Annotated in this window: 13 protein-coding genes, 1 tRNA gene and 1 pseudogene; 10 read left to right on the top strand and 5 right to left on the bottom strand. The window is 71.7% G+C overall.

Annotated features, from left to right (window positions below; all coding sequences use genetic code 11):
- Window positions 1–31: 31 nt before the first annotated feature.
- The gene (locus AB0F11_RS22695) at window positions 32–1,156 is read right to left on the bottom strand and encodes a Ku protein (protein WP_362176601.1); all 1,125 of its coding nucleotides are present in this window, start codon (window positions 1,154–1,156) and stop codon (window positions 32–34) included.
- Window positions 1,157–1,187: 31 nt separating this feature from the next.
- Between AB0F11_RS22695 and ligD the strand changes: the two genes are divergently transcribed.
- Together ligD and AB0F11_RS22685 are read left to right on the top strand one after the other, a co-directional pair.
- Entirely contained in the window at window positions 1,188–2,093 is a 906-nt protein-coding gene (gene ligD, locus AB0F11_RS22690) for a non-homologous end-joining DNA ligase (RefSeq protein WP_362176598.1), read from the top strand.
- Window positions 2,090–3,025, top strand: coding sequence for an ATP-dependent DNA ligase (locus AB0F11_RS22685; protein ID WP_362176595.1), 936 nt, complete (start codon window positions 2,090–2,092; stop codon window positions 3,023–3,025). The genes ligD and AB0F11_RS22685 overlap by 4 nt, the downstream gene beginning before the upstream one ends.
- 98 nt (window positions 3,026–3,123) lie before the next feature.
- On the opposite strand, the gene AB0F11_RS22680 is transcribed toward AB0F11_RS22685, so the two are convergent.
- Together AB0F11_RS22680 and AB0F11_RS22675 are read right to left on the bottom strand one after the other, a co-directional pair.
- Window positions 3,124–3,528, bottom strand: a complete 405-nt coding sequence (locus tag AB0F11_RS22680) for a DUF6479 family protein (protein ID WP_362176592.1) — start codon at window positions 3,526–3,528, stop codon at window positions 3,124–3,126.
- 91 nt (window positions 3,529–3,619) lie between these two features.
- A complete protein-coding gene (locus tag AB0F11_RS22675) occupies window positions 3,620–4,600 on the bottom strand; it encodes an XdhC family protein (RefSeq protein ID WP_362176589.1) in 981 nt (326 codons plus the stop codon).
- A gap of 268 nt (window positions 4,601–4,868) precedes the next feature.
- On the opposite strand from AB0F11_RS22675, the gene AB0F11_RS22670 reads away from it, so the two are divergent.
- The 4 genes from AB0F11_RS22670 (at window position 4,869) to AB0F11_RS22655 (ending at window position 8,735) form a co-directional block, all read left to right on the top strand.
- The gene (locus AB0F11_RS22670) at window positions 4,869–6,131 is read left to right on the top strand and encodes an alpha/beta family hydrolase (RefSeq protein ID WP_362176586.1); all 1,263 of its coding nucleotides are present in this window, start codon (window positions 4,869–4,871) and stop codon (window positions 6,129–6,131) included.
- Window positions 6,132–6,232: 101 nt separating this feature from the next.
- Window positions 6,233–6,643, top strand: coding sequence for a hypothetical protein (locus tag AB0F11_RS22665; protein WP_362176583.1), 411 nt, complete (start codon window positions 6,233–6,235; stop codon window positions 6,641–6,643).
- Window positions 6,640–8,124 carry a hypothetical protein gene (locus AB0F11_RS22660; RefSeq protein WP_362176580.1) on the top strand — a complete coding sequence of 495 codons (1,485 nt, stop codon included), beginning with the start codon at window positions 6,640–6,642 and terminating at the stop codon, window positions 8,122–8,124. Before AB0F11_RS22665 ends, AB0F11_RS22660 begins: the two co-directional genes overlap by 4 nt.
- Complete coding sequence (locus AB0F11_RS22655; RefSeq protein WP_362176577.1) at window positions 8,121–8,735, top strand: hypothetical protein; 615 nt, start codon at window positions 8,121–8,123, stop codon at window positions 8,733–8,735. Before AB0F11_RS22660 ends, AB0F11_RS22655 begins: the two co-directional genes overlap by 4 nt.
- 1,047 nt (window positions 8,736–9,782) lie before the next feature.
- On the opposite strand, the gene AB0F11_RS22650 is transcribed toward AB0F11_RS22655, so the two are convergent.
- Window positions 9,783–9,920: a hypothetical protein gene (locus AB0F11_RS22650; protein ID WP_362176689.1), complete on the bottom strand. Its 138-nt coding sequence runs from the start codon at window positions 9,918–9,920 to the stop codon at window positions 9,783–9,785.
- 23 nt (window positions 9,921–9,943) lie between these two features.
- Here AB0F11_RS22650 and AB0F11_RS22645 point away from each other — a divergent pair.
- A pseudogene (locus tag AB0F11_RS22645) lies at window positions 9,944–10,128 on the top strand (site-specific integrase); the annotation flags it as partial.
- Between the two features lie 219 nt (window positions 10,129–10,347).
- On the opposite strand, the gene AB0F11_RS22640 reads toward AB0F11_RS22645, so the two are convergent.
- Window positions 10,348–10,419: transfer RNA gene (locus AB0F11_RS22640), tRNA-Arg, on the bottom strand.
- 81 nt (window positions 10,420–10,500) lie between these two features.
- Between AB0F11_RS22640 and AB0F11_RS22635 the strand changes: the two genes are divergently transcribed.
- The 3 genes from AB0F11_RS22635 (at window position 10,501) to lysA (ending at window position 13,481) form a co-directional block, all read left to right on the top strand.
- Window positions 10,501–10,995, top strand: a complete 495-nt coding sequence (locus AB0F11_RS22635) for a response regulator (RefSeq protein ID WP_362176680.1) — start codon at window positions 10,501–10,503, stop codon at window positions 10,993–10,995.
- Between the two features lie 109 nt (window positions 10,996–11,104).
- Window positions 11,105–12,070, top strand: a complete 966-nt coding sequence (gene nrtL, locus AB0F11_RS22630) for an ArgS-related anticodon-binding protein NrtL (protein ID WP_362176574.1) — start codon at window positions 11,105–11,107, stop codon at window positions 12,068–12,070.
- A 19-nt stretch (window positions 12,071–12,089) separates the two neighbouring features.
- Window positions 12,090–13,481 (top strand): diaminopimelate decarboxylase, encoded by a 1,392-nt coding sequence (lysA, locus tag AB0F11_RS22625; RefSeq protein WP_362176571.1) that lies wholly within the window; start codon window positions 12,090–12,092, stop codon window positions 13,479–13,481.
- The last annotated feature ends 1 nt before the right edge of the window (window position 13,482 follow it).

Below are 13,482 nucleotides of genomic sequence, written 5' to 3'. Positions count from 1 at the left end.
TCGCCCCGCCCCCGTCGCCCCGCCCCGCCCCTCACGCCGATGTCCGCTTGCGTGGTGCTGCCTTCTTCGTCGTGGCCGCGGCCGTCTTTGCCGTCTTCGTTGACTGTGCTGTCTTCGCTGCCTTCGCCGTCTTCGCCGTCTTCGCCGTGGACTTCGTGGCGGCCTTCCGGGGCGTGGATGCCGCCGTCTTCGTTGCGGCCGACGTCGACTTCCTCGTCGTACCGCCGCCCCCGGCCGCCGCCGTCTTCTTCTTTGCCGTCGACGCCGTCGACTTCTTGCCCCCCACCGCCTTCGGGGCCGCCGCCGCGCTCTTGCGGCGGATCGGCCTCACCTCCGCCTCACCCGTATCCGCCTCGTCCGCTTCCACCGCCGCCCCCCGCGACGCCTTCGCGGCCCGGACGCTCTTCTCCAGGGCCGCCATCAGGTCGATGACCTTGCCCCCGGCCGGCTCCACCGCCGCCTCCGACGGCGGCTCGAACGCGCCGCCCGCCTTGGCCTCGATCATCGCCTCGACCGCCTCGCGGTACTCGTCCCGCAGCGACGACATCTCCACCTCGCCCAGCGTCGCCATCAGCGCGTCCGCCAGGTCCAGCTCCGCGTCCCGTACCTGCACCGTCGCCTCCGGGGCCACCCCCTCCGGCACCCGGATCTCGTCCGGCCAGAGCAGGCCGTGCATGGCGATCACGTCGTCGACGACCCGCAGCATGCCGAGCCGTTCGCGCCCCCGCAGTGCGTACTTGGCGATCGCCACCCGGCGGCTCCGCTTGAGCGCCTCCCGCAGCAGCGTGTACGGCTTGGCGGCCGTCGCCCCGTTCGCGGCGAGGTAGTACGCCGCGTCCATCTGCAGCGGGTCGATCTCGTCGGCCGGGACGAACGACACGATCTCGATCGTCTTCGCCGTCGCGATCGGCAGCTGCGCCAGGTCCTCGTCCGTGATCGGGATGATCGAACCGTCCGGCTCCTCGTACCCCTTGCCGATCTCGGCGCCCGGCACCTCCTCGCCGTCCAGCTCGCACACCTTGCGGTAGCGGATCCGTCCGCCGTCCTCGAGGTGGATCTGCCGGAAGGAGATCGAGTGGCTCTCCGTGGCGTTCACCAGCTTGATGGGAATGCTGACCAGGCCGAAGGAGATGGCCCCGTTCCAGATGGATCGCACGGTTCCTCCCGTTTCGTGGCAGTCTCATCGTATGACGCCGATCACCATGGTGGAGGGGCGTCGCATCTCGCTCAGCAATCTGGACAAGGTCCTCTACCCCGAGACCGGGTTCACCAAGGGCGAGGTGCTGCACTACTACGCCACCGTCGCTGGTCCGCTGCTGGCCCACATCCACAACCGGCCGGTGTCGTTCCTGCGCTATCCCGACGGCCCGGACGGCCAGCTCTTCTTCACGAAGAATCCGCCGCCCGGTACACCCGCCTGGGTGAAAACCGCCCCGGTGCCGCGCTCCGACGACCCGTCGGCCGAACAGGTGGTCGTCGCCGACCTGCCCTCCCTGATGTGGGCCGCCAATCTGGTCGTCGAGTTCCACGTCCACCAGTGGCCCGCCGGCAGCCCGGCCGTCGCCGACCGCATGATCCTCGACCTCGACCCCGGCCCGCCCGCCACCGTCGTCGAATGCTGCGCCGCCGCGCTCTGGCTGCGCGAACGCCTCGCCGCCGACGGCCTCGACGCGTACCCCAAGACCTCCGGAGCCAAGGGCCTGCACCTGTCCGTTCCCCTGGAGCCGACCCCGTCCGCGCGCGTGTCCGCGTACGCCAAGGCCCTCGCCCAGGAGGCCGAGCGCGCCCTCCCCGACCTCGTCGTGCACCGCATGGCCAAGGCGCTGCGCCCCGGCAAGGTCTTCGTCGACCACAGCCAGAACGCCGCCGCCAAGACCACCGCCGCGCCCTACACGCTGCGTGCGCGGGCCCGGCAGGCCGTCTCCGCGCCCGTCGCCTGGGACGAGGTCGAGGCCTGCCGCACCCCTGCCGACCTGGTCTTCCTGGCCGATGACATCCCGCCCCGGCTGGAGCGGCACGGCGACCTCTTCGCCCCGCTGACCGACCCCGACCGGGCCCACCGGCTCCCCGCCCACCCCAAGGCCCGGCCATGATCCGCGTCGCCCTCGCCGCCCCCGTACGGACCCTGCCGCGCGCGGCGGGCCTGGCGTACGAGCCGAAGTTCGACGGCCACCGGCTCGTCGTCGTCCGCACCGCCGTCGACGTGGTGCTCCAGGCGCGCTCCGGCCGCATCGTGACCAGCGCGTTCCCCGATCTGGCCGCGGCGGCCCGGCAGCTGCCCGCCGACACCGTCCTCGACGGCGAGGTGGTCGTCTGGAACGCGGGCCGCACCGACTTCGCCCTCGTCCAGCGCCGCGCCGCCGCGACCGCCGCGCGGGCCGCCGTGCTCGCCCAGAGCCTGCCGGCCTCGTACGCGGCCTTCGACGTGCTGGAGCTGGCCGGGCTGGACGTGCGCGGGCGCCCGTACGAGCGCCGCCGGGCCCTCCTCGTGGACCTGCTGCTCCCCCTCGGGCCGCCGCTGCAGCCGGTCCCGATGACCACCGATCCGGAGCTGGCCGCCACCTGGTACGAGACGCTGCCCGCCAGCGGCATCGAGGGGCTGGTCGTCAAACGGCTGGACCAGACGTACCCGGCGGGCCGGCGCGGCTGGCAGAAGCTGCGGCACACCGAGGTCCGGGACGCGGCGGTCGTCGGCTACACCGGGACTCCGCGCCGCCCCCAGGCGCTGGTGCTCGTCCTGCCCGTCGGGGACGAGACGCCGCTGCTGTCGAGCCCCCTGACGGCTGCGCTGCGGGCGGAACTCGTCGCGGAGCTGGCGGTGCGGGCGGAAGCGGGGGCGGAGCCGGGGGCGGGTTCGGGCGCGGGGTCCGGGGTGCGCGGGGCCGGCCCCCGGCCCACCGTGAACGCGATCGGGCTCGGGGAGACCCCGTACTGCCCGCTGGACCCGCCCCTCACCGCGGAGGTACGGCACACCTCGACCCGGCACCCGCCACCGGAGGTGCTCCGGCTCCGCACGGAACTCTGAGCACACCCCTGCCGAACACGCCTCTGACCCGCGCCGCGGAAGGCGCAGGTCAGAAGCATGTTCGGCAGCGGTGCGTGCTCAGGCGGCCCTTTTGGCCGTCAGGCGTGCGCTCCGCGTCCCGCGTCGGGCGGCGCGCCGGGCTGCGGGTGCGGGCCCGGGCCCTCGGGGCGCTTGAATCCGGCCTCCCGCTGGTCCCGTACCTCGTCGGGGTGGCTGGAGGTGGTGGAGCCGAAGTTCCCGTAGCCCTGCATCTCGTGCGGGCGCAGGCCGCCCTCGGGGATCTCCACCGGGTCGCGCTCCTCGCGCACCTCGTGCACCGCTCCGCCGTTGGGCAGGTGCGGCTGGCTCTCGGCGTCGGGCGGCGGCGGCTCCTTGGCCCGGACCCGCTGGCCCAGCTTGAAGCCGGCGAGCAGGAACCCGGCGATGAGGATCCCCACGACGAAGAACCAGGCGATGTCACTCAGGGTCGCGTCGACCGCGATGTAGCTCAGGGTCGTGTCCATACAGACTGTGTACCCGCTTTTCGGCCCCATCGCGCTATAAGAGCAGAATCAGCCGATATGCAGAACGACCGCCCACGCCTACCCCTCCTCCTTACCGCAGCGGCCCGTCCGAATCCCGCAGAGCCCGCACTTCGTACCCTCCCAGCACCGCCAGGATCTCCGCGCAGATCGCGAGGGCCGTCTCGGCCGGCGTACGGGCGCCCAGGTCCAGCCCGATCGGCCCGTGCACGCGCGCCAGCTCGGCCTCGGTGACCCCGGCCGCCTCCAGCTCCTCGCGCCGCCGGGCCGTGGTCTTGCGGGAGCCGAGGGCGCCGACGTACGGGATGCCGAGCGCGAGCGCGGCCCGCAGCGTCGGGACGTCGAACTCCGGATCGTGGCTGAGCATCACCAGGCAGGCCGCGTCCCGCCGCGCCGCCAGCAGCTTCTCGGCCTCCGCGGCGCCCGCGACGAAGTCGGCGCCCCACTCCAGCAGCTGCGCCTGCCGGGCGATGATCTCCGCGAGCTCGCCGCTGCCGCCGATGACGAGGTGGGGCGCCGACGGGTACGCCTCCACGAACACCAGCCCGGACTGCCCGTACAGCGCGTCCCGGCCCGGCCGCCGGGTGGCCAGCAGCTCGCCCGCGCGGCGCTCGGCGTCGTTCGTGGGCTCGTCCACGGCCCGTACGACCTCGCTCACCCCGTGGTCGGCCCCCTCGTTGAGCCGGGTCACCAGGGCCACGCCCACCCCCTCGTCCAGCAGCTGCCACCACTCGGCCGGCACCGCCGCCAGCGGCTGGAGCAGGATCTCGGCCCGGCCGCCGCAGGTCAGCTTCGCGCCGACGGCCTCGTCCGCACCGACCGACACCTCGCACACGCGGGCGGTGGCCCCGGGCGTCCACGCCCCGGCCTCGGCGACCAGCTCGGCGTCGAAGACGCCCCGGTAGAGGGAGCCGACGCAGTGCCCCCGCGCGTCCAGGAGCAGGGCCCCGGCGGGGTCCCGCGGCCCGAAGCCCTGCTCGGCCACCGGCCGCGCCAGGAAGCCCGCCCGCCCCTCGGCCGCCCACTGCCGCGCCGTCTCCACCAGTCCACGCATCGCGCTGCCCCATCCTCGTCGTCAGAGCCCGCCACAAAGCACCTGGTCAGCGGCACGATGTGGCCTCACCGCCAACCTATGCACGCTTCCCACCCCTACCCATCCCCCAAAACGCACAGACCCGGACCACCGCCCTCGTACGACGAGACCACGGGGGCGCGGGGCGCAGTTGCGCGCGGCCCCCGGATGAGGTTCTTTCGAAGAGGGGGCGGTACGAGGCCGAGAAAACCGACGACGGGGAACCGAGACCCGAGAACCGAGAACCGACGTGCTCTTCACCGACCGCGACGACGCAGGACGACGACTGGCCGAGGCACTCCGGCCGTACGCCCCCGAGCACCCCGTGGTCCTGGGCCTTCCCCGCGGCGGGGTGCCGGTCGCCTCGCACGTCGCCCGGGCGCTCGGAGCTCCCCTCGACGTGATCGTCGTCCGCAAGCTGGGCGTCCCGTACCAGCGGGAGCTGGCCTTCGGCGCCATCGGCGAGGGCGGGGTGCGGGTGATCAGCGACGACATCGTCCGGCGCGGCCGGATCAGCCCGCAGGACATCGCCCGGGTCGAGGAGGCCGAGACGGGGGAGCTGGAGCGCCAGGCCCACCGCTTCCGCGCCGGCCGGCCGCGGGTCCCGCTGGACGGCCGTACCGCCATCGTGGTCGACGACGGCATCGCCACCGGCGCCACGGCGGCTGCGGCCTGCCGGGTCGTACGGGCGCAGGGCGCGAGACGGGTGGTGATGGCGGCCCCGGTGGCCCCGCCGGATGCGCTGGCCCGGATGGCGGAGGTGGCCGACGAGGTGGTCTGCCTGTCCGCGCCCCCCGCGTTCTCCTCCGTCGGCCAGTGGTACCGCGACTTCTCCCAGACCCCGGACGAGGAGGTCCTGGCGCTCCTCGCGGCATCCGCCCACCCCGCACAGCCGGTGTCGGAGGAGGTCACGGTGGACGCCGGGGGCCTGCCGCTCCCGGGCGAGCTCACCCTCCCGCCGAACGCCCGCGCGGTGGTGCTCTTCGCCCACGGCTCGGGCAGCAGCCGCCACAGCCCGCGCAACCGCGAGGTGGCCGGCGCCCTGCAGCGGGCCGGCCTGGGCACGCTGCTCTTCGACCTGCTCACCCCGGCCGAGGAGGGCAACCGGGCGCACGTCTTCGACATCGCGACCCTGGCCGACCGCCTGGCCCGCGCCACCACCTGGCTCCGCGGCCGCACACAGCTGCCCCTGGCGTACTTCGGCGCGAGCACGGGCGCGGCAGCGGCCCTGACGGCAGCGGCCGACCCGACCTCCCCGGTCTACGCGGTGGTCTCCCGCGGCGGCCGCCCCGACCTGGCGTCGAACCTGCCCGCGGTCCGGGCCCCGACCCTCCTGATCGTCGGCGGCGACGACACCCTCGTCCTCACGCTCAACCGCGAGGCCCAAGCCCAACTCCGCTGCGAGAACACCCTGGAGATCATCGAAGGCGCCACCCACCTCTTCGAAGAACCGGGCGCCCTGCAGGAAGTCTCCACCCACGCCACAACCTGGCTCACCACCCACCTCCCCTGACCCACCCACCGCCTCCCACGGGACCGCTCTCGCCGAACACCCTTGTCTGCCCTGGTTGTTAGGGTGGCCGCACTGTGCCGTGCATCGACGAGGGGGGCCTCGTGACGTTCGACGAGGAATGGGCTGAGGCCAAGCGGGCTGCTGCGCCAGGGAGCGGCTCGTTACCCGATCTGGTCGTCACGCAAGACGACCTGGGCGCCGTCGGACACGAGGCGTTCCTCGTCCACGGCCAGCTGTGTGGCAAGGCTGACATCGCCGGCGGCGGTGCGACCGCCCGAGCCGCGGCGGAATGCTCAACCCGGAACCTGGGCGTGGGGTCGGAGCTGTCGGTGACCCTCTCCACCTGGGAATCGCAGGTGAAGACGGTGCTGCAGATGTACGCGCACATCTCCAACCACCTCGACTTCTCCAAGAAGGCCCAAGCGGACAACGACGAGGCCATCGCCGCGAGCCTGCGCCACCGCGATGGTTCGGCCATGTCCGTGTCCGAGATACAGAGGTACGTGAAGTGACCTTCACCTGGACCGACCTCATCACACTCGACCTGGGCAAGCTGAACGAGGCAGTGACGGAGTGGAAGACGGCCGCGGAGGAACTCGCGAAGCTGCACGGTGTGGTGCGCGACGGCTTGGTGAAGAAGTCGGAGGCAGCGCGGTGGGAGGGGGTCAACGCCACCGTCACCCGTGACTTCGTACGCAGTGCCGCCAAGGAAGTGGCGGACCTCCAGCGCGAGGCCGCAAGCATCCACCTGGTGCTGGCCGACACACATGCCGAGCTGACACAGATCCAGAAACAGGCGAAGGCCCTGGCCGAGGAGGCGAGGCAGGGCGATCCCTCGCACCTGCCCGATCCTGATATGGGGCTGCTGGTCTCGGATGCCGGTGGCGGCAAGGTGCGGGTGGAACCTTCCATGTGCGACGTGAAGGGACCTTCTCGGCGCACCCAGGACATGGTGCGTTGGTACGCCGAAACGCTGACCGCCCTGGTCAGCCACGCCGCCGAGGTCGACGCGGCGGCCACCAGGGCGCTGCGCGCCTCTCACGGCGCGGATCCGTACAACGCCGGGCACGCCGAATACACCTCGCTCGACCAGGATCAGTTGCCGCGGGCCATGAAACTGGCTGCCCTGGGCAAGGAAGCGAAGCCGGCCCAGCAGGCCGAGCTGAGAAGGCTCTGGCAGTCACTCAGCCCTGACGCCCGCGCGCGATTGTGGACCGCTCACAAGGACGACCTGCTCGCCGCCGGACTCTTCAATCCGTCGGTGAAGCAGGTGGCAGCCGACCGGGGTTCCGGTAGGCACGGAGCGGAGGATCCGGGCTGGCGCGACTGGAGCACCAGGACCAAGATGCAACTCCTCGTCTTCGGCGCCGACGGGGGTGATCTGAACGACGCCTCGCGTCACATGAAGCACTATCTCGACGACACCGGCACCCCCATGAAGCTGCCGGTCGACAAGATGCTCACCGACAATGCCGGTTTTCAGGGGCACGTGGACCGTCGTCATCTCCAGAACAGTGAGGCGGCGTGGCGTGAGGAGGCGCTGGCGGAGTTCGAGCGGAACGGTGGCCGCCCCGTCGCCATGCCGGTCGAAACGGCGAATGCGGACTACTCCTTCAGCGAGGCAGATCCGAACTGGTACTACGCGGTGGGCTCCGCCCGCTCGAACGTGACGGGCGTGGTGACCGTCGTACCGGATGCCGACGGCAAACCGGTGGTCGGGCTCGACTACCAGGTCAACGTCTGGGACCGCTACAACTGGGACGAGGGCAAGGGCGTGCACATCGGGAAGTTCCAGATACCCGATGGCGAGATGGGTCGGCAGCACAAGGTCGGTCTGGCCCAGGAATTCGACATGGCCGGAAGCAGTTCGGTGAAGCACTACGAATTGGGTAGTGGCGGGCCAGCGCCCGCACCGGACGACCCCGGCCGGGCCGGGGAGCGCAGTGATCCCGGCCGCCATGCTCGGGACGGCGAAGGGGAGATCGACCGATGAACCGTCCTGCGGCTCCGGCCGGGGCCGGGGAACGAAGGAGTCCGTGGCAGCGGCGCCTCGCCATCGGCGCAGGGGTGTTCGCGTGCCTGTCCATCGCCGGCGTCCTGCTCACAGTGCTCTGGGCCATGCTCGCCTTGCGGGGGCCGGCCGAACACGACAGGACCTGTTGCTGGGAGGAGAACGTCACGCCCGAGTGGATGGCGAAGACGATGGGCTTCCGGATACCGGAGACGGCCACCGATCGACGGGCCGGCCTCCGTACCAACGCGCAGTACGACGTCGCGCTGCTCGCCTTCACCGTGCCCACGCCGGAGGCGGACCGCTTCCTCGGACCGCTGCAGCCGGAGGGCACGCAACTGGTCCGGAACACCCACCCCAAGGAGCCGGGCTACACGCGCAGCGACGGCTTCAGCCACCTCGGCCTGCCGGAGCCGGAGACCTTTGTCGACGGTATGCGCATCGGGGGCATCTGCCGCGGTGACGCCAAAACGCCCGAAGGCAAGGCGGTCCAGTTCTGCACGGACATTTATGCACACGAATTCCAGCCCGGCACCACCCGCATCTACCTCTGGGCGGGCAACCAGGCGGGCATCCCAAAGCCGGGGGCGTGAACGGGCGGTCGACCGCGGCCTGCTGCTCGGGGCGGCGGCACAGGCTGCGCATGCCCGAGACCTGGTATTCCACGCATGCGCTGGCGCGGACCGGGGCCACTCCATGCGAAGTGCCCCAACCAGGATTCGAACCCGCGCACACGACTCGGAGGCCTCGTGCGTCTCACGCGTTTTACCAGGTCAGGGAGCTAGGAGCAGCGTCCGCCACCCCGTACGTCCACGAATAGGCCGCAGCTAGCAGGGGCACTGTTCACGCGCTGCCTCGGAACACATCCGCTAGCGGAGGAACGAGTACACCAGCACGACCGCCACTAGGACACCCAGCCAGAGCGGGACGCCGGTCGTCGTGAACCGCCCCCGGTTGTCCCTAGGCTGCGGCCGTCGTCGCTTGGCCATTCCCGACCCCCTACGATGCCACGCCCAGGGTGGGGCTGATGACCGCACGCAGATAGAGCGAGAACCAGCCGCGACTGTCCGGGGAGTAGTTAGGGAGATCGCGTACACGCCACCCCTGACCGGACATAATTCTGACCTGCACGTTCTCGCCCACCTCCCCGGTATTCCACGAGGCCCCCCACAGAAGCCCTCCCGTTCGGGCACGCGTAGGGCAGGTCCGGGCCCGCTGAGCCCCTGGGGAGCGGTGGCGGGAGGAGATGGGGTTGTCCTCCGAGACCTATGCCCGGGGCTACGAGAGTCGGCGTAGGTCGTACCAGCGAAGGGGCATAGAGACTCTGGGCCTGGAACAAGGGGTGCAACTGCTGCGCGAGCACGCCCAGCCGGTCCGCACGGGCAAGATCACAGCCGTCGACAGCTCGTGGATCTTCCAACTCTTCCTCTCGGAAGGACGGCAGCGAACTGGTGGCCTGCATCGGTGGACGGCGGCCCGAGCGGCACCCACCCCAGTGTGCTCGGTGGGTCAGACGTCGCCCTGAGACCGCTCAAGACCTGCTGTGAACGCATTGTGGAAGGCAAGCTCCGCAGCTCGGCAGTGCGCGGTGAGGAACATCTCCTGAGCCTCGCCGAGGCTGCATCCGACCAGCTGCCGGGTCACCATGACCGCGTCGACCCCGACCACCCGATCTCCTTCAAGAACTCCTGCAGAGCCGAGCCGTCGTGGTTCTCCGCCCATACGTGGCCTGCCGTCGCAGCCAGCTCGGCTATGCGGGCCGTTCGCTTCGCGTCCACGGGGTGCCTCCTCCCTCCTCCACCGGCCGTACGACCTGAGGCACTCGGCGCTCTCCACCTGGCTCAACGCAGGCGTTGATCCACCGAGGTGGCCGAGCGCGCCGGCAACAGTGTGCAGGTCCTGCTGAGCCGCTACGCGAAGTGCCTCGACGGGCGGCAGGAGGTGGCCAACCGTCGGATCGAAGATCTGCTGCGCGAGTACGAGTGATCGCGAGTGAGTGGCGAAAGCTTGTGAGGCCCCTGGACCTGTCCGGGGGGCTTCGGCGTTTCCAGGGCTGACCTGGGGTGATGGGCCAAGATCCTGTCCGCGAATAGTCCACAGGGTCTGACATACGGGTGCGCAGGGCGGCAGTTGGCTGCGCATACGCGAAGACCCCGGCATCAGCGTTCTCGCTGGTGGCGGGGTCTACAGGCACTTCATCAGAAGTGCCCCCGGCAGGATTCGAACCTGCGCACACGGCTCCGGAGGCCGTTGCTCTATCCCCTGAGCTACGGGGGCGTGTCGTTCGCTGTGCGGCGACGGGTTGAACACTACCAGCTCCTGCGGGGTGATCAGAAACCGTTTCCGGGGGACGGGGGAGTGGGTCGCTCGGACGGGGTGGAAGTGGCGAAAACCCGGACGCGGGAGCTTAGGCGGACCTACTCTCGAGTTGTGCCAGGCGCCACGGGCCGGGTGCTTGTTGTCGACGACAACAAGGTCATCCGGCAGCTGATCAAGGTCAATCTCGAGCTGGAGGGCTTCGAGGTAGTGACCGCGAGCGATGGTGCCGAGTGTCTGGACGTCGTGCACGACGTGGCGCCCGATGTGATCACGCTGGACGTGGTCATGCCGCGGCTCGACGGGTTCGGGGCGGCGGCGCGGCTCAAGGCCGATCCGCGGACCCGGCACCTGCCCGTCGCCATCGTGAGCGCCTGTACGCAGCACGAGGTCGAGGCGGGGATCGAGGCCGGGGTCGACGCGTTCGTCGCCAAGCCCTTCGAGCCCGCCGAGCTGGTGCGGGTCGTATGCCGGCTCATCGAGCGGCGGGACCGGAAAGAGCGGAAGGGCGCGCCTGCCGGTCGAGGGCGCGGTTGATCCCCCTGCCTGTCGGCGGTCGCTGATGCGTGGCCCGGCCTGTCGGCGGGGCTGTTCACATGGCGAAACCATTCGCGTTGGAGCGGGGCTTCTCCCCTAGGCTGGGCATGTGACCCCCGCCGACCTCACCCGTACCGTCGTACGCGCCGTGCGCTGCGCCGTGGAGGACGGGGAGCTGCCCGCCGGGGCGGCGGTGCCGGCGCGGGTCGTCGTCGAGCGGACCCGGCCCGGCGGGGTGGGGGAGTACGCCACCCCCGTCGCCTTCCAGGTCGGCAAGGCCGCCGGTGCGCCGCCCGCCGAGGTGGCCCGGCTGCTGGCCTCCCGCCTCGGGCGGGAACCGGGGATCGCCCGGGTCGAGGTCACCGGTGCGGGCTTTCTCAACTTCGTGCTGGCCGAGCGGTCCGTTGAGGACGTGGTCGGGGAGGTGCGGGCCCGGGCTGGGCGTTACCCCGCCGTCGAGCCGCAGGCCGTGCCGGACGACACCTCGCTGCGGGCCTTCGCCGTGCGGGCCGCCGTCCGGCGGATCGGCCGCGTTCACGACGGGCGCGAGGATGTGGGTGAGGGGCTCGGCGTGGCGCCCGTCGCCCGGCGTGACGGGGATGTCCTTGCCGCGTACGGGGTCGGCGCCGTGCTGTGGGCCGTCCTGCGGGTGCCCGCGCAGGAGACGCCCACCTTCGGCGCCTGGCTGCTCGTGCAGGACGAGTCCAGCGAGCTGTTCCGGGTGCGGTACGCCCACGACCGGGCCCGGGCGCTCCTGCGCAACGCCGCACTGCTGGGCTTCGGCCCCGAGGCCGGGCCGCTGGTCGGCCCCGGCGGCCGGGTGCTGTTGCGGGTGCTCGGCGAGCACCCCCTCGTCCTGGAGGCCGCCGCGCACCACCGGGCGCCCGAGCGGCTCGTCCGGCACCTCGTCGAGCTGGCCGATGCGCTGCTCGACTTCCAGTACGGCGTGCTGCCGCACGGGGACGAGAAACCCTCGGCCGCCCACCGCGCCCGGCTCGCTCTTGCCGAAGCCGCCGGGACGGTGTTGGCCGGCGGCCTGGCCCTGCTCGGCATAGATGCCACCGACTGCCTGTGATCCGCGAAGAGAGATACCGATGAGCCGTTCCGCGCACCCCGCCGGCCCCCGCCACGCCGACGTCCTGCCCGAGGGCCACTACGGCCCGCCGCCCGCCGACCTGAACGCCCTCGACGAGAAGGTGTGGGCGCGGACCGTCGAGCGGAACGCGGACGGGGTCGTCACCGTCGGGGGCATCGAGGTCACCAGGCTCGCCGAGGAGTTCGGGACCCCCGCCTACTTCCTCGACGAGGACGACTTCCGGGCCCGCTGCCGGGCCTGGGCGCACGCCTTCGGCTCCGACGCGGACGTGTTCTACGCGGGCAAGGCCTTCCTCTCCAAGGCCGTCGTGCGCTGGCTGAAGGAGGAGGGCCTCAACCTCGACGTGTGCTCCGGCGGCGAGCTGGCCACGGCGCTGGCCGCCGGGATGCCCGCCGGGCGCATCGCCTTCCACGGCAACAACAAGTCCGCCGCCGAGATCCGCCGGGCCGTCGAGGCCGGGGTCGGCCGGATCGTCCTCGACTCCTTCCAGGAGATCGCCCGCGTCGCCCACATCGCCCGTGAGCTGGGCGTACGGCAGCCCGTGCAGATCCGGGTGACCGTCGGCGTCGAGGCGCACACCCACGAGTTCATCGCCACCGCGCACGAGGACCAGAAGTTCGGGATCGCCGTCGCCGACGGATCGGCCGCCGAGGCCGTGCGCCGCGCACTCGGGCACGACAGCCTGGAGCTCCTCGGCGTCCACTCCCACATCGGCTCGCAGATCTTCGACATGGCCGGCTTCGAGGTGTCCGCCCGGCGCGTGGTCCAGCTGCTGGCCGCCGTACGCGACGAGCACGGCGTCGAGCTGCCCGAGATCGACCTCGGCGGCGGCCTGGGCATCGCCTACACCTCCGCCGACGACCCGCGCGAGCCGCACGAGATCGCCAAGGCCCTGAAGGAGATCGTCGCCCGCGAGTGCGAGGCCGCCGGCCTGCGCGCGCCGCGCATCTCCGTGGAGCCCGGCCGGGCCATCGTCGGGCCGACCGCGTTCACCCTCTACGAGGTCGGGACGATCAAGCCGCTGGAGGGGCTGCGGACGTACGTGTCCGTGGACGGCGGCATGTCCGACAACATCCGCACCGCCCTCTACGACGCCGAGTACGCGGTCACCCTGGTCTCGCGGACCTCGGACGCCGAGCCGATGCTCGTCCGCGTCGTCGGCAAGCACTGCGAGAGCGGCGACATCGTGGTCAAGGACGCCTACCTCCCGGCCGACCTGGCCCCCGGCGACCTGCTCGCCGTACCGGCCACCGGGGCGTACTGCCGCTCCATGGCCAGCAACTACAACCACGCGCTGCGCCCGCCCGTCGTCGCCGTGCGCGACGGGGCGGCCCGAGTGATCGTCCGGCGCGAGACGGAGGAAGATCTCCTGCGTCTCGACCTCGGATGAT

Origin of the sequence: Streptomyces sp. NPDC032472 (assembly GCF_040636955.1) — a bacterium.
In the GTDB taxonomy this organism is placed as follows: Bacteria; Actinomycetota; Actinomycetes; order Streptomycetales; family Streptomycetaceae; genus Streptomyces.
The sequence above is the reverse complement of the archived record's forward strand: the minus strand, read 5'-3'. Positions and strand labels throughout refer to the sequence as shown.

Bases quoted from the DNA above. Each gene is read 5' to 3' on its own strand.
- ligD (WP_362176598.1), top strand. From the start codon at position 1,188: ATGACGCCGATCACCATGGTGGAGGGGCGTCGCATCTCGCTCAGCAAT.
- AB0F11_RS22685 (WP_362176595.1), top strand. From the start codon at position 2,090: ATGATCCGCGTCGCCCTCGCCGCCCCCGTACGGACCCTGCCGCGCGCG.
- AB0F11_RS22680 (WP_362176592.1), bottom strand. From the start codon at position 3,528: ATGGACACGACCCTGAGCTACATCGCGGTCGACGCGACCCTGAGTGAC.
- AB0F11_RS22675 (WP_362176589.1), bottom strand. From the start codon at position 4,600: ATGCGTGGACTGGTGGAGACGGCGCGGCAGTGGGCGGCCGAGGGGCGG.
- AB0F11_RS22655 (WP_362176577.1), top strand. From the start codon at position 8,121: ATGAACCGTCCTGCGGCTCCGGCCGGGGCCGGGGAACGAAGGAGTCCG.
- lysA (WP_362176571.1), top strand. From the start codon at position 12,090: ATGAGCCGTTCCGCGCACCCCGCCGGCCCCCGCCACGCCGACGTCCTG.